Here is a 26,546-nt window from a genome sequence, read left to right on the forward strand (position 1 = left end):
AGTATTCTCACAAATCAAATTGAACACCAGCAACGACACGTCTCGGATGACTGAAATTGGTGGGCTGTATCAGATACTCCCGTAGACCGTTAATCATTTGACTGGCTTGTGTTTCACTGTATTTATTTTCCAGGGTCGTATACGTGGCACGTCCCGTATCATCAAAAACGTTGTATTCGTTCATTGTATCAAACAAATTGCTGACTCTGAAATAGAGATTAAAATTGATGCCTGCAAAATTCAGGGTTTTGTCAAAACGCATATCCACATTTGTTTTGGCAGGCTTCACACCCGTATTGGCAATTTGTGTCAGCTGAACCAGTTCAAGATTTCCGATGGTATATGGCATACCGGTGGACCATTTGGCAATGATTCCCACATTCCAGTTTCCCGGGACCCCGATATTGGTAGTGACATTCAGCGTATGTCGCTGATCATGTCCCAGGGGAATCAGTTGTTTCTCCGGTGTCATATTATTATTGATGGCATTGTATGCCGCGTTCCGATCCACTGAAACCCCTTCGGCCACCTGATAAGTATAATCCAGAAAAGCACTAAAATAATTTGAATACCTTTTTTCCAGGGAGATGGTAATTCCTTTGATTTCCGCATAATCGTTATTGCTGTAAATGGAATACATGGTCCCCTGCTGATAGGTTTCAATGATTTTATCACCGCTCTGGAGGTTCCGGATGTCCCGATAAAAAATATCCAGTTGGAGTTTGATATCATTGGAAATCTGCTGTTGGAGTCCGATTTCATACTGATTGGTCCGTTCCGGTTTCAGATCGGCATTCCCCATCTCTCCCTGGAGTCCTGTACCCGTTCCCATCTGATAGAGAGGATTTTTATACAGTTTATCCATCAAAGGCATTTGAAGGAATTGTCCAAAGGACACATGGATGGATCCCCGGTCCGATATGGGATACCCGAATCCGATCCGTGGAGAAATCTGATATTTCCCTTCCACATCCCTGTACCAGAAATCAGCCCTTTCTTCTGTTGTATACTCATTGTCAGCCGTCATTTCACCAGCCTGTATCACGCCATCACCATTGGTATCTTTATAACGGTTTTTCGGGGCGATGGGGGTAAATATATTGGGATCTCTTGGATCTGAGAGGACATGAAAATTCGGTTCGAAGTAATCGAGCCGGATACCTGCATTGACAACAATCGTATTGTATTCAATTTTATCCTGAATGTATGCCGATAGCTGCCAGGGCTTTACAGGGTTCTCATGGACATAGTCAGAAAAATCCTTCAAAACATTGTTTGCCTGTTCAATCGTCTCGAATGAGGCAAAGAGATAGTCCTGAAGAGTGGCAAATTCTCCATTTACCAGCATGTCAAAATTGGCATTTCCAGACTGTCCGTCCAGGCTGAATCTGAATTCAGACAAACGGGTTTGTTTAAATTCCACACCTGTTTTGATTTCATGATGAAGGGTTATTTGATTCACATAATCTGCTTTCAGACTTGTCATATTTAAGCGGCGTTCATAATACTCATTTTCCATGCCGCCTACATTAAAGGTATTGAGGGGTTTTCCGGAATTACTGGTTGCTGTATTAATAATTTCCATATTGACGATCTCATCCGGACCGAAGGGATAGTGGTGATAATTGGTGGAGTAACGGGACAATCCGAAAGTCAGGTAAGACCTGGACGAAATACCCCGGTGAATATTGATATTGTGCGTGAGAGCACGGCTATATTTGTTATTAAGCCCCTCTGGAGTGTATCGCCAGTCATGACTGTAATCCGTCCATGAAATATAATCGCCAAAGAGATTGGGCAGGTTATTGCTGATAAAATTGTAAGAAATTCGAAGGGTAGGATTGATGCGCCAGGTGAGTTTGGACTGAAAATTCAGTTCTTCCGACGTATTCATGGGAATCCATGCATTATCTCCCGTTTCATATAAAATAGTCAGTGTATCATTTGCTGGATCTCCGCCATAGTTTGGATTAATAGACATCATGTGGGACATATACGATTGGTAATCGTCGGTCACAACCACTGAATCGGGCGAATCAAGATGATAAAAAAAGTTGTCAGGATCAAAGCGCCGTTGTCCCCATAAGTGTCCCTCGTGTGTGTAATATCTCATATTTGTATAGAAAAAGAGTTTATCTTTTACCAGTGGACCTTCAAAGGATAACTGCAAATTTTTAATACTGAGTGGATTAATATCATCAATATGGGGAAAATAGTCTGTTTCGTCGGAAATATAATCACCAAAATAGGTGTGGATATTGCCGCTGAAAGTATTGGATCCGTCTTTAGTGACAATATTAACCACACCGGACATGGCATTTCCGTATTCCGCGTTAAAAGATCCGGTGATCACCTGAAGTTCTGCTACGGCTCCGGCATCCACCACTACGCCCTGGTTTCCGGTAAAAGGATCGGTAACGGGGACACCATCCACCATGTACATAGTCTCCCCTTTACGGCCACCGCGGAAATGGCCATCCACAATACCCGCCTTGGTGCCAATCACCTCGCTAACCGTTTCAATGGGCATATTGGCAATATCATCTGCGCTCACGTGAGAAGCCGAAGACGTCCGGTCCCGGACAATCATGGGACGATCGGCCACAACCGTCACCACTTCACCTTCCACTGCTTCAACGCGCATTTCAATGTCAAGGTTCGTGGTGCGGTCCACAGAAACAGAAACATTTTGCAAGGATTGTGGAGCATATCCGATCATGGAAGCCTGAATGACATATTCGCCGGGAGGTACGTTCAGAATGACAAAATTCCCGTCCATATCCGATGCCGCTCCAAGATATGTACCTTCAATGATAATATTACATCCGACCAACGGCTCACCGGTCCGGGCATCCGTCACCTGTCCGATAATTTTTCCCGTAGTACTCGCGTATAGCCATCCGGATGCAACAGCCAGTATCCATGATAAAACAAGAATTTTAAGCTTCATTGTCTTCCACTCAGTTAATTATTCAAACAACTTTTGAAAAATATAAAATGACAGAAAACATAAAACAAATAAAAAGTCACTCAATTCTTAACAAATATCTTCTTTTTAGCCATTATCAGGAAATTTCGCGTGTCTGTTCACTGAGCCATTGCTGTTCTTGTTCCGTTAAAAGGGGGGATAGTTTATCCCGGACCCGGGCATGGTACGTATTCAGCCACTGTTTTTCTTCAGGTGTCAGGGATGTACTCTCAATCAGCGAGATATCGATAGGACAGAGAGTCACCGTTTCAAATTCGAGAAATCCTTTTTTGGAGGATTCGCGGCATAAGATCAGATTTTCGATGCGTATGCCGTATTTGTCCTCAAAATAGATACCGGGTTCATTGGACATAAGCATCCCGGCTTTCAATGGAACATCCGATTTCAGGGATATCCGCTGAGGTCCTTCATGAACATTGAGAAAACATCCGACACCATGACCTGTGCCGTGACCATAATTGAGTCCTTCCTGCCACAAAAATTTCCGGGCAAGAACATCCAGATTGGCACCGGTTGTCCCCTCGGGAAAGATTGCCCGGCTTAAATTGATCATTCCTTTCAGGACCCAGGTAAAGTGTTTCTTGTGTTCAGGTGTGGGATTGGAGAGGGCTATCGTACGGGTGATATCTGTTGTCCCGTCTAAATACTGGCCACCGCTGTCCACCAGTAAAATCCCTTTCGCTTTTATGAAGGATGCCGTTTCCTCCTTTGCGGAATAATGAACAATCGCTCCATGTTCACCATATCCTGCTATGGTTGAAAAGGAAAGCCCTTTAAAAAGAGGCTGCTCAGCCCGAAATTTCTGCAATTGATCAGCCACCGTTATTTCCGTATGCCTTTCGCGTTTTACAGCCTGATGAAGCCAGACCATCCACCGGACCATTGCAGCCCCGTCCCGGATATGAGCCGATCGGATGCCATTCTGTTCGACAGGGTTTTTCACACTTTTAAAAAGGGTTGCCGGACTTACCCCTTCAATCACCTTATGAGCTGATTCCCTGATCAGATGTTCATGATACGAGGATGTTCTTCCGGTATCAACGAGCACATGCTGTCCTGAACATAACTCCGGCAGCATTTTATGTACATCGTCATAGTTTTTGAATGTGACCCCTTCTTCCCGGAGCTCTGTTGCCAAATCCTCCGGTACTTTTTGGGGATCGATAAACCAGATAATCCGTTGCCGGTCCAACCAGAGATAAGAAACAACCAGTGGATTGTATTCTACATCTCTTCCCCGGACATTCAATATCCAGGCGATTTCATCCAACAGTGTGAATAAAATGGCTTCAGCATGATTATCCAGTAAATATTTTCGAATGCGGTCAATTTTTTGGGGACTCCCTTCGCCGGCATAATCCATCATGTAACGAAAGGCAGGATGCTTGGGTAAAGACGGACGTTTCTCCCAGATTCGTCCAACAAGATCTGTATCACCTTTATAAGCATAATCTTTTTCGATAAAGAGCTTATGCCATGATTGAACCTTTGCAGCAGGCATGCAAGTTCCATTGAACCCGATGACGGATTTAGGGGGAAGATGTTTAATCATAAACTCTTCGACAGAAGGAATGCCTGGATTTCCGGACCGGAATAGAGTTATTGAGGATTCCGCCAGCTCTTTCTCTGCCTGTATGAAATAGCGCGAATCAGTCCATAATCCTGCAAATGTCTGGGTTATAATCAGGGTTCCTGCCGAACCGGTAAATCCTGAAAGCCATCTCCTCGTTTGCCAGAAATCTGGAATATATTCACCTAAATGGGAATCGGATCCACCATCATACCACAGATCAATACCCTCTTCTGCCATGACATCCCGTAGTGCTTCAATACGAGCCGGATTTTTGGTTTCAGCTTCCATCTTTTTGTTTCACTCCCCGGTTTAATGATATCATGATTTATTTGTTTTCAAAGTCTTTGGCCTTTATGTAATCACGATACTCTTTCTGCATTTCACGTAACTGCTTAGACAGGTCATTCAACCTGAATTCAATGGAATTCATGACATGGAACTGGAAATGCTCCACCTTAGTCTGTTTATGAATCATCCAGACAATTTTAATAGAGACAAGCAGTAATCCGATTTCAAGGGATAAAACGGAGGGTAGGAAATCAGCAAATTTGAATATATGGCGAAGAATATCAAAGGCAAAGAGTAACCCCACAATAACTAAAAAGATAAAATTTATCTTCCGGTCCTTTTCCACTGATTCTGTCCCGCCTATTTGGCCCACCAATTGGCGGATTTTTTCCTTTTCAGCTTTAAACTCTTCCAGTTCACGGCGTAAAGCTTCCGTATCCTTATCCCGAATATTTTCACCAATTTTATCTCGCATTATCATCACCTTTGTTTTTCAAATGTTCTCATGGCATGTTTATGGATACTTATCATAGAAAATTTGGCACAATATAAGGGTTTCATGAAAGATTTAAAAACAGCTTTCACCTGAATTCGGGGGATTCAGTTCTTTATTTATCATTTTAAACGCTTAAATTTTACCGATAAAAATTGAAGGATACCTTATGAAAAAAGACTTAAAGAAAATTGACATCAAAGCATTTGATTCAAAAATTTTTTCCTTGTGGGATGATCAGTGGTTTTTATTGAGTGCCGGTGATTATGACAAAGGAGATTTTAACACCATGACGGTTGCCTGGGGAAGTCTTGGCATTATGTGGTCTGTCCCCTTCGCCCAGGTTGTCGTCCGTCCGACACGTCATACCTATCATTTCATGAACAAATACAATGACTTTACACTGTGCGCCTTTCCTGAAAAATATCAGGAAGATCTTTCATATCTCGGATCTCATTCAGGTCGTGATGAAGACAAAATCGCTAAAACACTTCTCACCCCCTGTGCTTCAGATTCTGTAAAAGCCCCCTCTTTTGAAGAGGCTGAATTGATCATTGAGTGTCAGAAAATGTATGAACAGGATATGGATCCGAATCTTTTTCTGGAGAATTTCATTCATACAAAGTACAAAGAAAACGATTATCACCGAATTTATTTCGGCAAAATACTCAACCTGTTCCAGGCGGAGAATCGTTAGGGTGGCATCAAAGAATGTCCCTTGTACCTGAGTAGACACTTTTCTAACTTTTAATACGACCAACCCGTCAATAAACAGAGAGGTTTTGCCATGACTGAATGTATGTATCCTGCCATGAAGATTGATAAAATTAACATTTACCCATTTAATATAGAAACTGAGGAAGTTTTTAAGATTGCCACCATGAGCCTGAGTGGAGCGAAGAACGTGCTTGTGGAAATCAAAACCAATCAGGGACTTACAGGCTGGGGAGAAGCAAGTCCCTTCCGGGCGATCACTGGAGAAACCCAAGGCATCAATCTTGCTGCAGCGGTTGAACTGCGAGAGGTGCTCATTGGAAAAAATCCCCTGGAGGTAATGGCCCGGACTGAAGAGATGGAAGCCTGGCTGCCATTTAATACGACGATCCGCTCGGCATTTGACATGGCCTTATACGATATCGCCTCCCAGGCAGCAGGATTACCTTTGTATGCCTATCTGGGAGGGACACGTCGACCGGTGGAAACGGATTTGACCATCGGGATTGGGACTGCGGAAGAAGCGGCCATGAAGACAAAGAAAATTCTGGATAAGGGATTTCGGATGATCAAGACCAAAGTGGGGATCTCCATAGAAGATGATTTAAAGCGATTGAGAGCTATCCGGGAAACAGCCGGACCGGATGTAAAAATCCGGATTGATGCGAATCAGGGCTGGGATCGGGTGACAGCCGTCCGTTGCCTGGAAAGTTATGAAGAATTGGATATTGAATTTTGTGAACAGCCGGTTCGGGCCCGGGATTTTGAAGGAATGAAATATGTTTCTGACCATTCAAACATCCCCATCATGGCTGATGAATCGGTGTTTTCACCCTGGGATGCCCTGGAAATTGTCCGGACACAGGCAGCACCCCTGATCAATATCAAGCTGAGTAAATCAGGGGGGATCTCAGCCGGACTCAAAATCGCCCATATTGCCCAGGCAGGGTATATTTCATGCATGACAGGCTGTATGTCTGAATCGGGATTGGCAAATACGGCTTTTACTCATTTTGCCATGGCAAATTCAGCTGTAAAATATTTTGATCTGGATGCCAATGAAGGTCATGTTAACGAACCCATTATAGGTGGGGCTGTTTTTGACAAAGGTCATGTAATCGTTCCGGATGATCCGGGCATCGGAGCCACCCCCGAACCGGATTTCATCAAAAAAATCAGCAGGGAGAAAATATAACCCATGAATAAAAATGTCCCGGTTTTACAGGCCGTCGACCCCACCCATGTGGATCATGAAGGGAAAATATTCCTTTTTTTTGGAGGATATGACTACCACCGGCTTTCCTGGCATCCTGAAATCATGAATGCTATGGACGAAGCGTCCCGGAAATACGGGATCAACAGCGGCGGTTCCCGGTGTACAACGGGCAACCATCCCTTACATCAGAAACTTGAGCGGGATCTGGCACATTTTTTCAATCTGGAAGATGCCCTGCTCCTCCCTACCGGGTATCTGGCAAATATTGCATTATTTCAGGGGCTAAGACACGATTTCGATGTGGTATTTATTGATGAGAAATGTCACCCCTGTATTCGGAACGGAACGGCTGTAGCCCGTATGAATACCATAATTTTCCCTCACATGGATGCGGATTATATTGAAAAAGAAGTCAAAAAACTCCCCGCTGACAAAAACCGCTTTCTGATTGTCACAGAAGGAACGGGATCCGTGTACAGTCCGATTGTCCCGGCAGACCGCTACGCGCAGATTGCCAAAGAATACAAGGGGATGCTTTTGGTGGACGAAGCCCATACTGCCGGTGTTTTAGGCCATACGGGACGGGGAATCCGTGAACATTTTAAACTGTGTTCAGATCACTACCTTATCTCAGGTACTTTAAGCAAGGCATTTGGAACCTATGGGGGGTACATTGCCGGTGGAAAGCGGTGGATTGAAGCGATCAGATGCACAGCCCATGCCTACCAGGGAAGCTCTGCCTTTCCCCTGCCACTCTGTGCCGCCGGCATGAAAGCCATTGATATCATCGATCGTTCACCTGAAAAAGTCCACACTTTACAAGACAACAGTCTGAAAGTGAAACAGTATCTGTCAGAAAAAGGGTTTTCCCTCCCCCTCACTCCCACACCTACGATTCCTGTGCTTTTTGATAATCCGGAGCAGACAGAAAAATTGAAGAAAAACCTTCAGGAAGCAAGAATTTATCCTACGTACATATTCTACCCGGGCGGTCCAAGAGAGGGCTATTTCCGCTTTGCTCTTTCCAGCGCCCATTCGCAAGAAGATATTAATACCTTTCTTGAATGTATTGATCGAAGTCTGTAAGACAATTCACTGACAGGGAGTTTTTCATGGAATATGGGTTTCTTTCCGTCCTTCCCCCCCTCATCGCCATCCTCCTGGCTCTCTATACCAAAGATGTGTTCATTGCCCTCTTTACCGGTTGTTTCAGCGGGTATTTTATCCTCAATGATTTGAAGATCATTAACGGATTAGACGCTACATTCATGTCCTTTATTCAGGTCTTTGCCGATTCGGATAACACCATTGTTATCCTTTGTGTTTTGCTGATTGGAGCCCTCATTCATCTGATTGAACAGAGCGGTGGCATTAACGGCTTTGTGGAATCCATGGTCCGCCACCGTGGCATGATCACTACCAAGCGAACCGCCAATTTTTTTACCTGGTTCACAGGGCTGCTGGTATTTACATCAGGGACACTCAGCACACTCCTTACAGGAGCCATTACCCGGCCTGTGAACGATGCCTTGAAAGTCCCCCATGAAAAAAGTTCTTTTATTGTCCATTCCACATCTACACCTGTGTGCGTGTTGATCCCTCTCAGCGGCTGGGGAGCTTTTATGATCGGACTCATACAGGCTCAGGGAATTCCCGATGCCACCCAGGTAATGATCCGAACCATACCCCTGAATCTTTACGCCATTCTGGCTGTATTTATTTTACCGATCCTGATTTACACAGGCTTTGATTTCAAAGGTATGAAAAACGCCGAAAACCGGGCAGATACTACCGGTCTGCTGGATGCCGATCCGGACCGCCAAAACCTGATGGAGTCAAAAAAGAGGGATGTTGCAACATCTTCCGTAAAAAATCTGATTATACCCATCCTGACCATGGTGTGTGTTATTCTGGCAGGCTTATTCATTACAGGAAAAGGTAGCCTGATAGAAGGAGATGGTATGCGAAGCATACTCTGGGGATGTATTATCAGCCTGCTGACTGCATATATTTTATACAGAAGCCAGGGAATTTTTTATTACAAAACTTTTATGAAACATCTTTTTAAAGGTGCAGGAAGTATGCTGAACGTGGGTTCAATATTAATTTTTGCTTTTTCCATGGGAGGTGTCGTGAAAATGTTGGGGACCGGACCTTATCTGGCAGAAGTCTTTTCAGGATATCTAACACCTGCCCTTTTACCGGCTCTGATTTTTCTTTTCAGCTGTATTATCAGTTTTTCTACCGGATCGTCCATGGGCACTATGGCTGTCATGATGCCTGTGGCCATGCCCATGGCACTGACCATGGATATGTCTGTGGCACTGATCTCGGCTTCAGTTTTCGGCGGCAGCATTTTTGGGGATCATGCCTCCCCGATTTCAGATACCACCATCATGAGTTGTACCACCACCGGATGCGACGTAATGGACCACATCCGCACACAGCTTCCTTATGTGGTGAGCTATGCAACACTGGCTTTACTGGGATATCTAATCCTGGGCTTTTCCGGTATATAAATCTATTTACACGAATTGTTTGATTTTCGTTCTACCAAACCCTATGCGGATTTGATAGAATAAATCATGGAAAAGGGCGAAGCGTACTCTTATTTCATCGCATTTCTTATGAGTTTTAATTAAAGAAACTACGTTGAACAATGATACCACTTAAAATTATACATTCACTTCATACTTTTCCAGCGTCACCATATCCATCGCTGTTAAGATCCGCTTATATCCGGCACCGGTATCCAGATTAATTACATGGTATTTGTTTTTTTCTGCTGAATCTTTCAGGGCTGTGTGTCCCAGAAAATACCGGTCATACGGTAATTTTGGATCCTGTTCAAACACCCAGAAATAGCGATCCCATGTAAGAACTTCAGTGTCTTGATCTTTCAGCGGGACTCCTGGTGTGATACCTCCATGAAATACAGCGATGGACAATCCTCCGAGATGAAGTTCACGGTAATAGGGCATGTTTTGGTAATAATCCAGCACTTCTTTCCGGGACATGGATTCCTGATGCCAGGAAGAGAGGGTTTCATAACCACCCTGACTGAGCCATATCATGGGCGCATAGCCCCGGATTAAATAATCCAAAAACCACATATCATGATTCCCGCGAACGGATAAAACCCCGTGTTTGATACAAAAATCCAAAACCCTGGCAGAATCGGGTCCACGATCCGTCAAATCACCGACACAGTACAGACTATCCCCGTTCGGATCATAATCCGCTTTCTTCAGGACACGGATCAGGGCATCGTACTGTCCGTGGATGTCACCAAGAATGAGATGGCGCATGATGTTAGTCGTCAGTCGAAAGTCGAAAGTCAAAAGTCGATTGACTCGATTGCCTGCCCTGTGAAATGAGCAAAGCGTATTTCACATGGGATTGCCTTCCCCGTGAAAAGGGACCCAATTTATTGGGATATTTCACGGGGGATTGATTCGTCAGGAGCGCAGCGACGCCAACTTCCAGCTTCCAACTTCTAACTTCTAATAAAGCTGCGCAGCAGCGATTATGAATTCAAGCAGCACTTCGTACCGTTCAACTGCTTCACTGCGCTCAGCATTCAAACTCCTTCGGCGATCAAAAATTCAAGCGGCACTTCGTGCCGTTCAATTGCTTCACTACGTTCAGCATTCAAGCACTGCTTCGCAGTGTTCAAAAAAGAACTCACTAATTGGAATCCCCATATCTGGGATTGAAGATCGAACGAAGAGAGATCCTTGAACGCTGCGTAGCAGCATTTGAACACCGAACGAAGTGAGGTGCTTGAATCCCATGCAAGGAGCGAAGCGACGCTAACTTCCAGCTTCCAACTTCTGATAAAGCTGCGCAGCGGCTATTGAACACCGACTGCAGTAAGGTGCTTGTCCCATTTATTCAAATTCACAACTCCCAAATTCATCTCAGCGGCTGAACGTGCATTGCCCCTACGGCTCACAACTCTTCATTCTCCACTCTCAAATGGAGCTCTTTCAGTTGTTTTTCATCCACAATATCGGGGGCATTATCCATGGGAGATTGGGCAGTGGTAGTTTTTGGAAAGGCAATGACCTCACGGATAGAGTCTGTCCCGGCGAGAATCATCACCAGCCGGTCAAAGCCAAAAGCGATTCCACCATGAGGCGGGGCACCGTATTGAAAAGCATCCAACAGGAAACCGAACTTTTGGCGGGCTTCATCATGTGAGATTCCCAGAATTCTGAACATTTTTTCCTGAAGATCTTCCCGGTAAATACGAATACTTCCTCCGGCGATTTCGTGGCCGTTCAACACCAGGTCGTAAGCCTGTGCCCGGACCGATTCAGGATCTGTTTCCATCCGTTCTTCATCTTCCGGCCGGGGTGCTGTAAATGGATGGTGCATGGCTACAAAACGGTCCTCTTCCTCACTTCGTTCAACAAGGGGGAAGTCGTTGACCCACAACGCTTTATATGCATCCTTCTCTATCAGATTCAAATCCTTTCCCAGTTGAAGACGAACCGCTCCCAGGGCTGTCAAAGCGGTTGTCCATGTATCGGCACTGAAGAATAACAGATCCCCGGGATTTGCACCGGAAACTTCAATCAATTCCTCGCTCAAAGAATCATTGAAAAACCTGGAAATTCCACTTGATAGTCCACCTTCCTCTACCTTAACAAATGCAAGTCCTTTAAGTCCATACTTTTTGGCAAGATCAGTATATCCGTCTATTTGTTTCCGGGACAAACGACTCCCTCCGGGAACCCGCAGTCCGCGAATCACTCCACCGGAGGCCAGTACAGACCGAAAAATTTGAAAATCGGATTTTTCTGCTATTTCATCTAAATTAAAAAGAGGTACATCGAAGCGGGTATCGGGCTTGTCACTCCCGTAAGTTTCCATGGCATCCTGATAGGAATAAACAGGCAGGGGCAGCGGCAGTTCGATATTCTTTACGGCTTTCATCACACCGGCCAACAAGCGTTCCCCCACATCTCTTACATCCGGTTCGTCCACAAAGCTCATTTCAATATCAATCTGTGTAAATTCCGGCTGGCGGTCTGCCCTGAGGTCTTCATCCCGGAAACATTTTACAATCTGGTAATACTTATCAAAACCAGAGACCATTAAAATCTGTTTATAGGTCTGGGGGGATTGGGGCAAAGCATAAAAGTGTCCCGTGTGCAGCCGGCTGGGGACCAGAAAATCCCGGGCACCTTCCGGTGTGGATTTCATGAGAATGGGCGTTTCAATTTCAAGAAAATCCTCCTGGTTCAAAAAGTGCCGGACAGTCTGGGCTGTTTCATGTCGCAACAGAATATTTTTTTGCAGTGACTGGGTTCTTAAATCCAGATACCGGTATTTAAGCCGCAAATCTTCACTTCCTGTTTCCCGGCGGGTGATTTCAAAAGGGGGCGTTTTGGCTTTGTTTAAAAGTTCCACCTCTTCTGCCAGCACTTCCAGGGTACCGGAAGCCATTTTGGGGTTGATGGCATCCTCAGGCCGCAACGCAAGTTTTCCTTTCACGGCAATCACATCTTCAGGTGTCATTTTTCTTACACGATCACGAAGGATTTCCGGCAATTCAATCCCCACCCGGATCTGTATCAATCCATAGCGGTCCCGGACATCCAGGAAATAGATGCCGCCCAAATCCCTCCGGGTATTTATCCAGCCATTGACAATGACGGTTTGTCCCACCAGGGACTCATTTAATTCGTGACATCGGTGTGTACGCTTTAAGTTCATGGTGTCTCCCTGTTTACCGGGTAAAGTTACAGAAAGCTAAGCATTTCTAAAACGGAAAGATATCCATCGTATTCAGCCGTTGTAAGCCTCCGGAAGTTTAATTAGCTTTACAAATCGAAACATGACATGAGGATCTCCATCAGACAATTTTTCATATCTCTTCTGCTTCTTATCTATGTTTCCGTTTTATTCGGACAGGATGAATTTGCAATCCAAAAAATATATTTTGAAGGAAATAAGAGCCTTTCTGAATCGATCTTGAAAAAACAGCTTAACCTTGAACTCCACTCCTTTCCCAAACGTCTTTTATTCTGGAAAGAACCTGAAAGATATACAGATGAGCACCTCTATCAGGAAGCAGATCGGCTTGAGAGATTCTACCAGACAGAAGGATTTCTGAAAGCACAAGTTCGTTTTGAAAAGAAAATCCTCAAAAAAACAAAAGATATAGACGTTGTATTTTATATAAAAGAAAATGAACCAGTGGTCGTTCAGGATATCCGGTACATCCTTATGACTGAAACGAGAGATGACAAGAAAGCAATAGATTCACTCTTACAACATCAAATACATGAATTACCCCTCCGTACAGGAACCCGTTTCCGGGATCAGGAGATTCTTGAACAACGCCGGGAAATCATACGCCTTCTCATGAACGACGGATATCCATCTCCTGAAGTTCAATACCGGATTACATTGAACCATCACCAGGCAGATGTTGAATATATCGTGTACAGCGGCCCAAAAGGGGTGTTTCATGACATTCAAATCCTTGGGAATCAATATATCAGCCCTGAAATAATCAAGAAACAACTGAGTATTGACATGGGGGATACTTTCCGCGAGGAGGCATTGGAAAAAAATCAGAAACGGGTCCAGCAACTGGGTGTTTTTGAATATGTATCCATTCGCCAAAGACCAGATCCAAATGCTGGCAAACTGATCCTCGATATTCAGGTACGTGAGCTTCCCAGATGGTCAGTCAAAACCGGCATCGGCTACGGTCTGGATGAGCGGTTTCGATTATCTGCCACCCTTCGAAGGCAACCGTTCTTTGGACATGCCCGGTATGCAACCCTATATCTGAAATATTCCAGACTGGAGCCCTATCATGTTGATCTGAAAATTACTCAACCGGCTCTTTTTACACCGAACAGTACCCTCTTTCTGAATCCCTTTGCACGAAAAGAAATCGAAAAAGCTTATGAGCTGCAACGATGGGGAACCGGTATGACTTTTCAGCAGGGACTTTCCCCTGAATCCCGGATTTTTGTCAATTACACATTTGAGAGAAATCAATTGAAACTGGATGAAGATGTCACTGAAAGCTTTATCCCGGACTATAGTTATTATAACAAATCTAAAATCTCACTGGGGTTTTCCACGGATTATGCTTCACCCCTGTTTTTTCCGGATCAGGGATGGTATGTATCGTGTATCACCACTTTTTCAGGACTTCCAGGAAGCCGGTATCACTACCTTTCAGGTCTGTCGGAATTCAGAAAATATCAGCGATTCACCGACCATTTGGTACTGGCCGGCAAGATAAAAACAGGCATTATGAAAAACATCATGAATGATAAAACCACACCGATTGAAGAGCGGTTCTATGCAGGAGGAAGCAACAGTGTCCGGGGATTCCTCAGGAATGAACTGGGCCCGGAAAATGAAAAAGGTATTCCGGTCGGCGGCAACAGCTACCTGGAGGCATCCCTGGAGCTAAGATACCGGATCATCCATGCCTTCTACGGCACGCTTTTTATGGATACCGGAAATGTATGGAGTTCATACCATGGCATGAATGTGTATACCCTTGCCTGGTCGCCGGGAATGGGCATCCGCTATAACACTCCCATCGGTCCGGTACGCTTTGATATCGCCTACCCTTTACATGAACCGGATGGACAACTGCGGTTTCACCTGAGTTTCGGGCAGGCATTCTGAAATGAAACGATGGATTAAAATCATAAGCCGTCTCTTTTTGGGATTGATAACAATTCTCCTTATCCTCTTACTTTTCACTCAAACAGGTGCATTCCGTAACATTTTAAAAAATTTTATGATCCGTCAGGCAGAAAATTCCCTGATAGATGTGGAAGTGTCGATTGACCACCTGGAGGGGAATCTGTTTCGTGAAATTACCATGCAAAATCTTACCCTCATTCATCACACAAATGACACATTAATTTCTCTTGAAAAGGCAAGAGCGACCTACCGTTTATCCGGATTATGGAAAAAGAATCTGCTGATCGGGAACATTCAACTGAAAAATCCCAGGATCCAACTGTCACAAGATAATGAGGGTGATTGGAATATTCTCAACATTCTGCCAGTACCTGCTGACACGCTTCCTGAAAAAAATTCAAAACCTTTTCTAAAAAGTCTCCGCATCAATATGCTCTCCCTGGAAAACGGCAATATCATCATTTCGAACAAGCAAGACCTGACATTCCTTCCTGAAAAGATCCACCATCTTCAGATCCGGTCCGAATTGTTTTTCAGCGACGATTCAATGCAGGCTACAGTGAAAGATCTGAGTTTTCAAACATCCTCCCCGGATTTTACCCTAAATAGGTCGTCTTTCCACTGGAGCCGTCAGGCAGACGAATCTGTGTTGGGATCATTCCAATTAAGGTCAACTCACAGCTTTCTGACAGGTTTGATACAGTATGATACGCTATCAGCCATCCCACCCAAAGTTTTATTAAAAGGGGATCCTGTCCAACTGGAGGAATTCAGGGGTTTTATGCCGGACATTCCGGTACGGATTCTACCGGATATATTTTTAACACTCAAAACCCAACGAAATAAGGGTTTCCTTGATGTAAAGATGAAACACGGACATCAGCAGATCGCAGCTCATATCACTGCCGAATCATTCCGGCCGGAAGTAAACTATCAGGCCGATATAGCCATTCAGAATATCAACCTGGCAGACTGGATTTCAGCATCTCCTATTCAGACCGATTTGAATATGCAAATCGCTGTAAAGGGCTCAGGACTTGATCCCCAAACCCTCTCTGCAACGCTGACAAGCAATATGGACGGATCCACAATCGAGGGATATCCCATTGAAAAAAGTCTTTTTGAAATCCAAAAAAATTCTGACCATGCACAGGTTAAGGGAAATTATACAGGTATATTTGGGGATATTTCTTTTATGGGTACATTTTCCCACATCTTTTCCGACCCCCATTACCATCTGAGCCTGGACATGAACCATGTCAATCCATCTTCACTTTTTCCAGATATCATACCAGATTCAGATCTCAACCTGAGCCTGAACCTTCAGGGGACGGGCTATAGGTGGAGAAATTCGACTGTCAATCTCTCATTACTGGGATATAAATCCCACATAGCAAATATTGATCTGGATACAGTAAACGTTGACATCACATATCAGGACAGCATGCTCACCCTGCACCGGGGAGCTGTCCGGAATTCTATGGTATCGGCAGATATTACAGGGATAGCTGGTTTGAAGGGAAAGACTACACTTCAATATCTGTTTGAAATAAAAGACCTGGATCCACTTGGAAAGCTGACCGGTGCCGTTCCCTTGAATGCTGAGGGTACGATTCGTGGAGATCTTTCCGGTACATATCCCCGATTATCCCTTGAATCAGCCCTCAATCTGAAAAATATCCAGTATCAAACCCTTTCCATGGATTATTTAAGCGGTCCGGTATCTCTCGGGTATGATCGGGGCAGTCTTTTCGGGAATGTAATACTCACCGGGGATACATTAACCCTGAATACTATCACACTGGATAAGGTTCAATGGAAAAGCCAGGGAAATACCCGGGATTTCACAAATCGTCTGACCGCCCAATCTGAAAACATTGAACTGCTTCTGGAAGCCAGGGTGCTTCAGGATTCAGTTCTCAGCATTGGTCTAAACAATCTTTATTTCCGACTTGGACCGTTGGAAGCCGAGACCATGCACAAAGAAGGAAAAATCATTCTGTCGGACCAGGTTATGGAAATTGACAAAATATCCCTTCAAAGTGGACAGGGGATTCTGAAAACAGAGGGAAAAATCCAGGATAATTTCAAAAATAACAGTTCATTCTCTTTTAATCTTGAATCCTTTGATCTCTCTATCCTGGATACACTCATCAACCTGCCATATCCGATTCATGGTTTACTTACAGCATCTTTATGGATGGAAGGAACCCTTTACAATCCGGTAATTCATTTGGATGCAATGGTTTCACCTTTCCGTATGGACAGCTTGTCTTTTGAAAAGGGAGATATGCATCTCAAACTCATGGACACGTATCTGTCATCTTCATTTTTCATTCAAAAACAAGAGGAAGAAACCCTGGCAGGATCGGTTAAGATTCCTTTCATGATCTTACCGGATTCAGGGAAAGCCAGAATTCCCGGTCATCAACCGGTGGACATTGATATGAGTATTGAGAATGTTGATCTGTCATTTCTGAAAACATTCAGCAAACAGATTGGTGTGGCAGAAGGACGCCTGAACGCCGGCATCAGGATTCAAAATACCTTAGAGAATCCGGACATATCGGGAGATATTTCCCTGCATAAAGGTCGCCTGACCATACCAGCTGTGGGATTGTCGTATCCCCAGATCCGATTGAACATGTCCCTTCAGGATACGGTGGCAACACTCAATGAATTTTATATCCAAGGAGGTGATGGTCAACTCGTGTTTACAGGAAAAACGATTCTTGGAAGATCTTTATATAGTGGGGTACAAAATTACATATTGAAGGCAGAAGGAAAAAATTTCAAAGCGGCAGGCAGTCGGGACCTCTACATTTTGACAGATTTAAATGCCGTTATTGAGGGAACACCGAAAAATGCAAACTTTAACGGAACGGTAACAATACCCCGGGGGCGTATCAATTTGGATGCTCTGCAGGCTTATACATCTGGTACACATCATCCGAATGCCCCCCTCCTTATCCAGGCGCAACAACAGGAAACTGATACCTCCTACAGTGTTTACCGGAGGTCCAAACCAACCCCATTTATGAATCATCTCAGTGGAAAACTTCGCATCATCATTCCCAGGAATACATGGATTCGAAGTCAGAGCATGAATCTGGAAATATCCGGAGATGTCAATTTGATTCAGAATGGATCCGATTTTGAACTGACAGGTTCCATAAGCACCCTCCGGGGAACATACACATTTTATGGCCAAAAATTTTTATTTAAAGAAGGGAAAGTAACATTTGATGGTGGAACCGAAATAAATCCTTTGTTAAACTTCACGATAGATCACCGTTTCAGAGACGCTTACAGAATACAGCAAACCCTAAGCATCAAAGTAAATGGAAGAATGGCCACACCGGAAATCACATTTCTTTTAAATGATGAAGAAATATCTGAAGCAGATGCCGTGTCTTATCTTTTATTCGGCCGAAACAGCCGGGAAATCACGGGTAGTCAGCAAAATGAGGTCCGGAAACAGACAGAATCAGGATTGGCAAAATCATTGATTGCTCGTCAGTTGGGTTCTCAACTGACCCATGAACTAGGAAACAGGCTTGATCTGGATGTTGTGGAATTTGCCGGTGGTGAGGACTGGAAAGAGGCGTCGGTATACATCGGAAAATACATTACGGATAAACTCTTTGTCAGTTATGAAAAGGCTTTTATATTAGGACAAACACGTGAGATTGTCCCCGATAAAGTATCTGCTGAATATGAACTCAACCGGAACATTTTCATCCAGGCTACACGGGGAGATGAACAATCCACAGGATTTGATATCATCTGGAAATTTACAAAACGATAGGAGACAGAAATGAAAGTAAAACAACTTATGTTGCTGACGGTGCTTTTTGCACTCATGGCATCCTGTGGCGGCAGGATTGAAGCCCCGGTCAAAGAAGCCAGGGCTGTCTGGTATTCCCGGTTTGAATATTGCAACTCTACAAAGACCCATGATCAGGATTCGATCAAACTTCACATCAGTTCTGTCATAGACAAAGCGGCTGATGCCAATTTTAATATTATCCTTTTTCAGGTCCGTGGGAATGGAGATGCTTATTACACATCAGATATCGAACCCTGGGGTGAACATCTGACAGGTGAATTCGGAAAAGATCCGGGTTGGGATCCCCTGGAATATGCTGTAAAGAAGGCACACAGCAGGGGTCTGGAACTCCACGCCTGGATTAATACATTTCCTGTATGGCGGGGGACCGAACCTCCTAAAGAGACAAACCCTCTCTCCCCCTATCTTGCCCATCCTGAGTGGCTTGTCTGTGATACATCCGGAACACCCCAGCCTTTGACGAATCATTATGTTTCTTTTTCACCTGGAATTCCTCAGGTCCATGATTACCTGATCACCCTGGCAAAGGATATCGTCAGCCGGTATGATATTGACGGAATTCATTTCGATTATATCCGTTATCCCGAAGGAAGCATTGATAATGGTTATTCCCACGATTCAATCAGTGTCAGCCTGTTTCAGGATTCAGAAAAAGGGAATCCTTATAACCTTGAATGGGAAGACTGGCAGCGTGAGCAGCTGAACCAATTTGTCTACAAGATGTACAACGCAATCCATGAAATGGATCCGGCAATTAAAATGTCCGCCGCTACCATTGGCAGTTACGATGTTGGAGGTTGGAATGGCTATCATGCCGTTTTTCAGGATGGACGTCGCTGGGCGGAAATGGGGAAAGTCGATTTTCTGGCTCCCATGATTTATTGGGAAAGGACTCATCCCATTCAGCCTTTTATGAAACGAAGTGAGGAATGGCGTAAAAACACCTTCGAAAGATACTGCTTTCCCGGTATGGGGAGTTATCGTTACAATACAGATGAGAAACCTCACACCTGGGATGAAACCCTGGGTCAAATCAGGGACATGCGTGCAAAAGAGTTTCCAGGCTTTGTCTTTTTTGATGCCGGAAGCATTGAAGGACACTGGAGTGACCTAGGTTTTAAAGAATTTGCCACACCTGCAAATATTCCACCCATGCCCTGGCTGAATGTTCAGGAACCTGTTTTACCTGAAAATATTACCGTCGATATGCCGGATCACAACAAAATCCGGATTCAATGGGAAAATACAACTGACCAATGGCAGCGGTACAATATTTTTGTGGCTGAAGGACCTGAAATCGATTCACTGTCATCACATCATCTCAGGATGGTCACATTACCAGGGGCGAATACCGCAGAACTGAAAGTCAGGAACCAGGATACCCATATCGCTCTGTCTGCACTCAACAAAGCATGGGTTGAAAGTCCATTAAGTCGGATTATCTCCTTCAGGGAATAAAAAAATGCTTGCAAAAAGCCGGTATATGATAATATTTTCTTTATAAGCACGGAAAAATTATCATGAAAAAGATCGTAATTGTAGAAGACGAGAGAATAATAGCTGATGATTTACAGCTCACGCTCAAATCGTGGGGCTATGATGAAGTTATCACTGTTACGGCAGCAGAAGATCTTCTTGAGCATCTGGATGAGATCAAACCGGATTTAATTCTCATGGATATTATGCTCCGGGGAAAGATGAATGGTATTGAGGCTGTTCACATCATCAACAAGAAAAAACCCATCCCGGTGATTTATATCACGGCTTATGCAAACAAAGCCACCATTGATAAAGCAACGGAAACCAATCCCCTGGGGTATCTTATTAAACCCTTTGAAGAATACCGTTTAAAAGAAATCATTGAATCAGCTTTTAAATAATATATTTTGGAAAACCTTTCAAAAAGAGCCGGAGTATTCCGGCTTTTTTACTATTTAGTTTGACAGACAAAATGGGAACTCTCTATCATTTAATATATGATTATTAATATTATTTTGCATTTTACCACTTACGGCGTTATTTTACCCCCGGGGGGGCATAGAGATAAAATTATTCCTATATAGTAATATTCTTAAAAACCATTTTATTTTAGCAGTTCACTCTGGTTAAAACTCCTGTCAGGCCTTAATTGATCCAGAATGTGGTCATACGCTGCTGTCTCTCCAGTAAAAATTTCCGCAGTGATCGCTCCAAGGCCGGGTCCCAGCATAAACCCTTGCCCACACATGCCGGCCAGAAGGAAATAATTATCAAACCCCGGTGCCCATCCCACCAGAGGAAAGCCATCGGGGGTCATGGGATAGAGTCCGCGCCAGATTCTTCTTACTCTCAGGTGTCTCAGACGGGGATAGAGTTCAACCATCCGCCGGGAAACCATGGGGAGAAATTCGGACGTGTTCTCACAATCTTTACCTTTAATAGGTGGCTCAGGTGTTATACAAAAAACAACCTGGCCCTCATCATTCTGATAAAAATAGAAATTTGAAGATCCTTTTCCGGGACGAATATCCACAATCATGGGTTCAAAAAAACGTTTTACCGGTTCTGTGATACCTCCTTCATGAGAATCGGGAAAAACCGGAACATCCAGTCCCAATGATGCATTCAGCTCCCTGGAATCCGCCCCGCTGGCATCAACAAAAATACCTGCCGTGTATGTGTCTTTATTTGTTTTTACGGCATGGATATTTCGATTATTTCTTTCAAAATTCCCGACGGATTCATTAAAGAAAAAGTCAACACCCGAATCCCTGGCAAGACAGGTATATGCATCGATAAGCTTCAGGGGGCTGGCAGAACCATCCTCCGGAGAAAAGGTCCCCCCTCTTAAACCTTTAGAGTAAATACCGGGAACCCTTGATTCCACCTCTTCCTTTCCCGCCCAATAAATATTCAGATCGTGCTCATGTTGGATTGTTAAAAGATCTTTCAGGGCAATTTCATCCTTTTGAGTATAAACAGGAAAAAGGTATCCTCCTTGAAACCAGCTGATATCATACCCGTAATTCTCTTTAAAACAGCTTACAATTTCCAGGCTGCGTTTACAAATGTGAATTTTTGCCGGGTCAGAGTGTGTAGCCCTGATACCGCCGATAGCTGCCCGGTTCTGCCCTCTTCCCACAGAATGATTCTTTTCGATGACAGCAATTTTTAACCCCTTCCGGGAGAGATAAAAACTTAAAGGGACGCCTATGCTTCCTGCACCTATAATAACTACATCATATTTTTTCATGGGGATCTTCTTCATTCACTATCGATTTCAGAGGTAATTCGACACTTAAGGGTCTGTATTTAACTGGTACAACATCCAGGGGATCTACACCCGCTTGTTTAAACAGAGCCGGATAGTGTACAGTACAGTTTTTCCCTCCACAGGCTCCCATTCCCGCCCTGAGAACTTTCAAATGGTTCATATCCCTGACCTGATGTTCTCGGATGAATTGGATCAATTCACCGGCGGTTACCCTTTCACATTGACAAACCAGGGCATTTTCTGGAAAGTATTCAGGAGCCGGATTTGGCAAATATTTTGTCACTTCCGGGTTCTGGACACGTATTCCTGCAACAGTTAAGGCTCTTTCCAGGGGAACAACGACATGAATCAGGTAAGTTTTTGTCTTTTTGTCATAGCGGATTCTCTGGACTTCCCCATCACCAACATCTTGACTATCCATATCCATCAAGGGTATGTGTGACCCTTCAGAAAAATCCGGGATAAATTCAAAGGGCAAAACGACTTCAGCTTGTTTTTCACTTATTTTCCGGACCAACACAATAGCCAGTCCGGGGCAAATGGACACACATTTCCCACATCCTGTACATCCGCCGATATATTCAGGAATATCCATTAAATCGTGACGACGGGGGTTCAGGCGAATTGCATTCACAGGACAGGATGTCACACAGGGATTGCAGGGAATTTCCTGGCTACAACGAATCACCGGTTGAAATGTTGCTTTCAGCTGGATTTTTTGATGATTCCATATTTTTCCCGGTTTGCTTTTTAAAAGTTCAGCTTTCCGATACCACTCTTCCTGGACCGGCATCTCTTTTCCCATCTGGCGGGATAATTCACGGGCAGCCAGTCTGCCTCCAAACATGGCTGATGAGGCTTCAGCAATTTCACCGGCATCCCCGGCTTTGACAGCGGGAAATCCATAACGTTCCGCCACATCATAATATTCATCAATAGATGTAAGCCCGGCGGCAATTAAAAGTGTATCCACCTGAAACGTTTTTCCCGTATCCAGCAAAGGTCGAAACGATTTGTCCACCTGTGCAATGGTGATATTTTCCAAAACATCCTTCCCCTCAGCCGATAAAATGGTATGATTCAGCCAGATGGGAACCCCCATCCGCCTGATTTTGTCGGCGTGGACTTTATAACCTGTCACTTCCGGAAGGATATCACAAATTCCGGCGACTTCAATACCAGCCTGCAGGGCATGATAGGCTGCAATGAGTCCTACATTGCCACTGCCAACAATGAAAATCCGCTTTGACGCCAAAACCAGATCCCGGTTCACCAGAGTCTGAAAGGCCCCTGCGCCATACACACCCGGGAGATCATTCCCGGGAAAAACCAAAGAGCGTTCCCTGGCACCTGCACTGATCATGAGTCCCCTGAAAGCAATTCTGCCATAGTGTTTGTTCTCTGCAAAAACCCCGGCATAGCCATCCTCATATATTGCCACAATGGGAGAATTCAACAGAATCTTTATATTGGGATGGTTTTGGACTTTTTCCGAGAGAATCCGTGCAATATCAATACCCCGGGTTCCTGCATAACAATCTTCAACAGAACCAAAGAATTTGTGGGTTTGAAGCAATAATTTGCCTCCCAGGCGGGTCTTGTCTTCAGCGATAAGCACAGAATAACCCATTTCAGCGCATTCAAGGGCACCTGTGAGTCCGGACGGCCCCCCTCCGATCACCAGCACATCACACGTATACTCTTTCTGCAATGTCCCATGATATGCCATGGTGTCATTCGGGATTTCAGGAAGGTCGTCCAGTAATCGTACGGACATATTTTCTTCCAGGGGCGTCACACAGGATTTTTGTGGCTTTCCGTTGATGATCACGGTGCAATGAGAGCACTGGCCGTTGGCACAGTAGATTCCTTTGGCTGCATGATCTTTGGGATGCCGGGATAATACATGAAAACCATTGGCAATCAATGCCGATGCAACAGGCTCCCCTTTCACTCCCTGATAGGATTTGCCGTTACATGTAAATGAAACCATTTCAACTTTATCAGGAATGGGTAAAATGGGGTGTTTTCGGATGCGATGTTGCATAAAAAGTCCTCAAAGTGGGCGTGTATGGTTTGTGCTTCGTGGGATAGTTCCCGAAGGAGATTGAATCAGTGCGTCTATGCCGTAGCGTCCCTCATCCGGAATCAACAAACCGGAATTGGTATTAAAGCGCCAGATACCCATCAATCCGGCATCACCCTCCTCCTGATCAAAATGGACTGTCAACTTGGAAGGATTGAACCGATGAAAAGATATGAGCTCGGAATGGAGGGCTTTGTCCCATAACCGGCATTCATCGATGAGCCCGGTCCAACCAAGGGAGTTTGGATCCAGTGCATCCTGCCCGATCTCAAAGGACATCTGATCCCCTGAATCGGGAATGGCTGTAAAGTAGGATGATGAAGTTCCAATACGTGTACTATCGAACCAGAGTTCTATCCGGGATTCATCATAGTTCAAATTCAAAGCCATCAAATAGAATTGGTCATTCCATACCGGATCTGTAACAACAGCTCTGATGAGTGTGTCTGACGGGGATAAAAGATGCCAGTATGACACAGAATCTCTGAGCAAGGATACAGAAAGAACCGTTTGAGATCCCTGAACGACAGACAACAGAGTCCGGTTTTCAGGGAAAATAAGCGTATCCAGGGAAAAAAAGATTTCAACACACCAGGTTCCGTCATTCAGGATCTTCAAGCTGTCATGTGGCCCCATCAGAATGCTTTCATTACCGGATAGCACAATCGAATGATACGCAGTTTCGGGTTCATCACAGGCAAACAAAAGGAAAATTACAGTCATAACCAGTAACATGGATAAAAAAGAAAAAATGTTTCTATTATTTGACAACTTCAACATCATAAGACGACCCATAACCCGGCTGCTGCCAGGAGAATCAAACCCGATACCCCCATAAGTGTCCACCGGGTACGTTGATACTCTTTGTCCAGATGAGCAAGTTCAAGCATCACAGGCTGCCATGCCATCATGACCATCGCCGTATCACCAGGAAAAACCCTGCATTCCCGGGATGAACGATACAGGATGTCAAGATAGGTTTCCCGGTCCAGATATTTGATTTTCTTATCTGATACAGGTGGAAAAAACGTGATCAGATAATTTCCGGGAGCCACATTACATTCTACGGGAAGAGGTGATTTACCTGTATAGGATCCATTGATATAAAGGGGGATATTATCGGCATCACATACAATAGAAAGGCATCCGGCTTCCTCGCTGTCTGCTTCTGATGCCGTTATCAAAAGAAGGAAAAGAATCAGCCCAAGTATCAGGCAGATTCTTACCCCCTTTGCCCACCAGAGAGAATAATTATTTTTCGTCATCAATGACGGTAAGCCATCCGAATTTATCGTCTAATTTTCCATATTGGATACCTGTGATGGTATCATAGAGTTTTTGTGATTTGGGTCCGATTTTCCGGTCATTTACTACCATGGCTTCTCCTTCATAATGGAGTTCACCGACGGGAGAAATAATGGCAGCTGTTCCTGTTCCAAAGACCTCTTCAAGCACACCCCGTTTATAGGCATCTACCACTTCGTTGAATGCAATCCGTCGTTCTTCCACAGGCCAGCCCCATTCCCGTGCGATTTTCAGTACACTGTCCCGTGTAATACCCGGCAAAATGGTACCTTCGTCCAGAGAAGGCGTGATCAGGGTCCCGTCAATCACGAACATGATATTCATGGTACCTACTTCATCCACATATTTGTGTTCCTTGCCATCCAGCCATAAAACCTGAGGAAATCCTCTCTGTTTTGCCGTCTGTGTAGCATAAAGACTGGCTGCGTAATTGGCAGCGGCTTTAACCTCTCCCAGTCCGCCTTTGACTACACGGCTGAATTGGGTGTTTACTTCGATACGGATGGGATTCAATCCTTCCTCGTAATAAGATGCTACTGGTGAGGTAATCACCATCAATCGGTATGTTTCAGATACTTTGAGCCCCAGTGTATTGTCCATGGCAATGATAAAGGGACGCAAATAAAGGGAAGTCCCCCATTCCGTCGGAATCAGATCCCGGTCCAAATCCACAAGCCTTTTTACCGCCTCTTTATACACATCTTCCGGAACTTCGGGGATAAACATCCTTCTGGATGAATTCACCAGACGCCGGTAATGGCTATCCAGCCTGAACAACCGAACCTTTCCGTCAATCCCCATAAAAGCTTTTTGCCCTTCAAAGACACATTGTCCATAATGCAGGGTAATATTTGCCGGCTCGATACTCATAGGCTGATAGGGAACAATCTTTGGCTCTTCCCACGTTTTGTTTTTGTAATCCAGAATCAGCATGTGATCGGAAAAATATTTTCCAAAACCAAGGTTTGAATAATTAATCGATCCTTTTCGCGATGTTTTAGCCTTTTCAATTTTCATATTTCCCTCACCTTCTTATGGGTTTAACGTACCAGATAATATGCAAATTCCGAACCAAACGGGCAATTGCCCA

The 26,546-nt window shown here is 44.4% G+C and carries 18 protein-coding genes; 8 read left to right on the forward strand and 10 right to left on the reverse strand.

Features of this window, described 5'->3' with window-relative positions; translation table 11 throughout:
• Positions 1-7: 7 nt before the first annotated feature.
• The 3 genes from strainIA91_RS06580 to strainIA91_RS06590 all read right to left on the reverse strand — a co-directional run bounded on the left by strainIA91_RS06580 (position 8) and on the right by strainIA91_RS06590 (position 5,325).
• On the reverse strand, positions 8-2,950 hold the full coding sequence (locus tag strainIA91_RS06580) for a TonB-dependent receptor domain-containing protein (RefSeq protein WP_400165986.1): 2,943 nt from the start codon (positions 2,948-2,950) through the stop codon (positions 8-10).
• Positions 2,951-3,065: 115 nt separating this feature from the next.
• Positions 3,066-4,850 (reverse strand): aminopeptidase P family protein, encoded by a 1,785-nt coding sequence (locus tag strainIA91_RS06585; RefSeq protein ID WP_400165987.1) that lies wholly within the window; start codon positions 4,848-4,850, stop codon positions 3,066-3,068.
• Between the two features lie 37 nt (positions 4,851-4,887).
• Entirely contained in the window at positions 4,888-5,325 is a 438-nt protein-coding gene (locus strainIA91_RS06590) for a hypothetical protein (RefSeq protein ID WP_400165988.1), read from the reverse strand.
• Positions 5,326-5,512: 187 nt separating this feature from the next.
• On the opposite strand from strainIA91_RS06590, the gene strainIA91_RS06595 reads away from it, so the two are divergent.
• The 4 genes from strainIA91_RS06595 to strainIA91_RS06610 all read left to right on the forward strand — a co-directional run bounded on the left by strainIA91_RS06595 (position 5,513) and on the right by strainIA91_RS06610 (position 9,792).
• The gene (locus tag strainIA91_RS06595; protein WP_400165989.1) at positions 5,513-6,040 is read left to right on the forward strand and encodes a flavin reductase; all 528 of its coding nucleotides are present in this window, start codon (positions 5,513-5,515) and stop codon (positions 6,038-6,040) included.
• Positions 6,041-6,130: 90 nt separating this feature from the next.
• Positions 6,131-7,252 carry a mandelate racemase/muconate lactonizing enzyme family protein gene (locus tag strainIA91_RS06600; protein WP_400165990.1) on the forward strand — a complete coding sequence of 374 codons (1,122 nt, stop codon included), beginning with the start codon at positions 6,131-6,133 and terminating at the stop codon, positions 7,250-7,252.
• A gap of 3 nt (positions 7,253-7,255) precedes the next feature.
• Positions 7,256-8,359: an aminotransferase class I/II-fold pyridoxal phosphate-dependent enzyme gene (locus tag strainIA91_RS06605; RefSeq protein WP_400165991.1), complete on the forward strand. Its 1,104-nt coding sequence runs from the start codon at positions 7,256-7,258 to the stop codon at positions 8,357-8,359.
• A 26-nt stretch (positions 8,360-8,385) separates the two neighbouring features.
• Positions 8,386-9,792, forward strand: coding sequence for a Na+/H+ antiporter NhaC family protein (locus strainIA91_RS06610; RefSeq protein ID WP_400165992.1), 1,407 nt, complete (start codon positions 8,386-8,388; stop codon positions 9,790-9,792).
• A gap of 156 nt (positions 9,793-9,948) precedes the next feature.
• Here strainIA91_RS06610 and strainIA91_RS06615 read toward each other — a convergent pair whose 3' ends face one another.
• Positions 9,949-10,581, reverse strand: coding sequence for a metallophosphoesterase (locus tag strainIA91_RS06615; RefSeq protein ID WP_400165993.1), 633 nt, complete (start codon positions 10,579-10,581; stop codon positions 9,949-9,951).
• Between the two features lie 643 nt (positions 10,582-11,224).
• Positions 11,225-12,997, reverse strand: coding sequence for an aspartate--tRNA ligase (gene aspS / locus strainIA91_RS06620; RefSeq protein WP_400165994.1), 1,773 nt, complete (start codon positions 12,995-12,997; stop codon positions 11,225-11,227).
• Between the two features lie 126 nt (positions 12,998-13,123).
• Here aspS and bamA point away from each other — a divergent pair, with 126 nt between their 5' ends.
• The 4 genes from bamA to strainIA91_RS06640 all read left to right on the forward strand — a co-directional run bounded on the left by bamA (position 13,124) and on the right by strainIA91_RS06640 (position 20,692).
• A complete protein-coding gene (gene bamA / locus strainIA91_RS06625; protein WP_400165995.1) occupies positions 13,124-14,941 on the forward strand; it encodes an outer membrane protein assembly factor BamA in 1,818 nt (605 codons plus the stop codon).
• Position 14,942: 1 nt separating this feature from the next.
• Positions 14,943-18,770 carry a translocation/assembly module TamB domain-containing protein gene (locus strainIA91_RS06630; protein ID WP_400165996.1) on the forward strand — a complete coding sequence of 1,276 codons (3,828 nt, stop codon included), beginning with the start codon at positions 14,943-14,945 and terminating at the stop codon, positions 18,768-18,770.
• Between the two features lie 9 nt (positions 18,771-18,779).
• Complete coding sequence (locus strainIA91_RS06635; protein WP_400165997.1) at positions 18,780-20,270, forward strand: glycoside hydrolase family 10 protein; 1,491 nt, start codon at positions 18,780-18,782, stop codon at positions 20,268-20,270.
• Between the two features lie 62 nt (positions 20,271-20,332).
• Complete coding sequence (locus tag strainIA91_RS06640) at positions 20,333-20,692, forward strand: response regulator (protein WP_400165998.1); 360 nt, start codon at positions 20,333-20,335, stop codon at positions 20,690-20,692.
• 203 nt (positions 20,693-20,895) lie between these two features.
• On the opposite strand, the gene strainIA91_RS06645 is transcribed toward strainIA91_RS06640, so the two are convergent.
• The 5 genes from strainIA91_RS06645 to strainIA91_RS06665 are packed head-to-tail and all read right to left on the reverse strand — an operon-like array spanning position 20,896 to position 26,473.
• A complete protein-coding gene (locus strainIA91_RS06645) occupies positions 20,896-22,044 on the reverse strand; it encodes an NAD(P)/FAD-dependent oxidoreductase (RefSeq protein ID WP_400165999.1) in 1,149 nt (382 codons plus the stop codon).
• Positions 22,031-24,112 (reverse strand): 2Fe-2S iron-sulfur cluster-binding protein, encoded by a 2,082-nt coding sequence (locus strainIA91_RS06650; protein WP_400166000.1) that lies wholly within the window; start codon positions 24,110-24,112, stop codon positions 22,031-22,033. The genes strainIA91_RS06645 and strainIA91_RS06650 overlap by 14 nt, the downstream gene beginning before the upstream one ends.
• 9 nt (positions 24,113-24,121) lie before the next feature.
• Positions 24,122-24,874, reverse strand: a complete 753-nt coding sequence (locus strainIA91_RS06655) for a LamG-like jellyroll fold domain-containing protein (RefSeq protein WP_400166001.1) — start codon at positions 24,872-24,874, stop codon at positions 24,122-24,124.
• A gap of 56 nt (positions 24,875-24,930) precedes the next feature.
• Positions 24,931-25,416 carry a hypothetical protein gene (locus strainIA91_RS06660; protein ID WP_400166002.1) on the reverse strand — a complete coding sequence of 162 codons (486 nt, stop codon included), beginning with the start codon at positions 25,414-25,416 and terminating at the stop codon, positions 24,931-24,933.
• Entirely contained in the window at positions 25,403-26,473 is a 1,071-nt protein-coding gene (locus tag strainIA91_RS06665; RefSeq protein ID WP_400166003.1) for a branched-chain amino acid aminotransferase, read from the reverse strand. Before strainIA91_RS06665 ends, strainIA91_RS06660 begins: the two co-directional genes overlap by 14 nt.
• Positions 26,474-26,546 lie beyond the last annotated feature (73 nt).

This window comes from Candidatus Neomarinimicrobiota bacterium (assembly GCA_041154365.1).
In the GTDB taxonomy this organism is placed as follows: domain Bacteria; phylum Fidelibacterota; class Fidelibacteria; order Fidelibacterales; family Fidelibacteraceae; genus Fidelibacter; species Fidelibacter multiformis.

Coding starts and splice junctions, on each gene's coding strand:
- strainIA91_RS06580 (WP_400165986.1), bottom strand. CDS start 2,950: ATGAAGCTTAAAATTCTTGTTTTATCATGGATACTGGCTGTTGCATCC.
- strainIA91_RS06585 (WP_400165987.1), bottom strand. CDS start 4,850: ATGGAAGCTGAAACCAAAAATCCGGCTCGTATTGAAGCACTACGGGAT.
- strainIA91_RS06590 (WP_400165988.1), bottom strand. CDS start 5,325: ATGCGAGATAAAATTGGTGAAAATATTCGGGATAAGGATACGGAAGCT.
- strainIA91_RS06595 (WP_400165989.1), top strand. CDS start 5,513: ATGAAAAAAGACTTAAAGAAAATTGACATCAAAGCATTTGATTCAAAA.
- strainIA91_RS06600 (WP_400165990.1), top strand. CDS start 6,131: ATGACTGAATGTATGTATCCTGCCATGAAGATTGATAAAATTAACATT.
- strainIA91_RS06605 (WP_400165991.1), top strand. CDS start 7,256: ATGAATAAAAATGTCCCGGTTTTACAGGCCGTCGACCCCACCCATGTG.
- strainIA91_RS06610 (WP_400165992.1), top strand. CDS start 8,386: ATGGAATATGGGTTTCTTTCCGTCCTTCCCCCCCTCATCGCCATCCTC.
- strainIA91_RS06615 (WP_400165993.1), bottom strand. CDS start 10,581: ATGCGCCATCTCATTCTTGGTGACATCCACGGACAGTACGATGCCCTG.
- aspS (WP_400165994.1), bottom strand. CDS start 12,997: ATGAACTTAAAGCGTACACACCGATGTCACGAATTAAATGAGTCCCTG.
- bamA (WP_400165995.1), top strand. CDS start 13,124: ATGAGGATCTCCATCAGACAATTTTTCATATCTCTTCTGCTTCTTATC.
- strainIA91_RS06630 (WP_400165996.1), top strand. CDS start 14,943: ATGAAACGATGGATTAAAATCATAAGCCGTCTCTTTTTGGGATTGATA.
- strainIA91_RS06635 (WP_400165997.1), top strand. CDS start 18,780: ATGAAAGTAAAACAACTTATGTTGCTGACGGTGCTTTTTGCACTCATG.
- strainIA91_RS06640 (WP_400165998.1), top strand. CDS start 20,333: ATGAAAAAGATCGTAATTGTAGAAGACGAGAGAATAATAGCTGATGAT.
- strainIA91_RS06645 (WP_400165999.1), bottom strand. CDS start 22,044: ATGAAAAAATATGATGTAGTTATTATAGGTGCAGGAAGCATAGGCGTC.
- strainIA91_RS06650 (WP_400166000.1), bottom strand. CDS start 24,112: ATGCAACATCGCATCCGAAAACACCCCATTTTACCCATTCCTGATAAA.
- strainIA91_RS06655 (WP_400166001.1), bottom strand. CDS start 24,874: ATGACTGTAATTTTCCTTTTGTTTGCCTGTGATGAACCCGAAACTGCG.
- strainIA91_RS06660 (WP_400166002.1), bottom strand. CDS start 25,416: ATGACGAAAAATAATTATTCTCTCTGGTGGGCAAAGGGGGTAAGAATC.
- strainIA91_RS06665 (WP_400166003.1), bottom strand. CDS start 26,473: ATGAAAATTGAAAAGGCTAAAACATCGCGAAAAGGATCGATTAATTAT.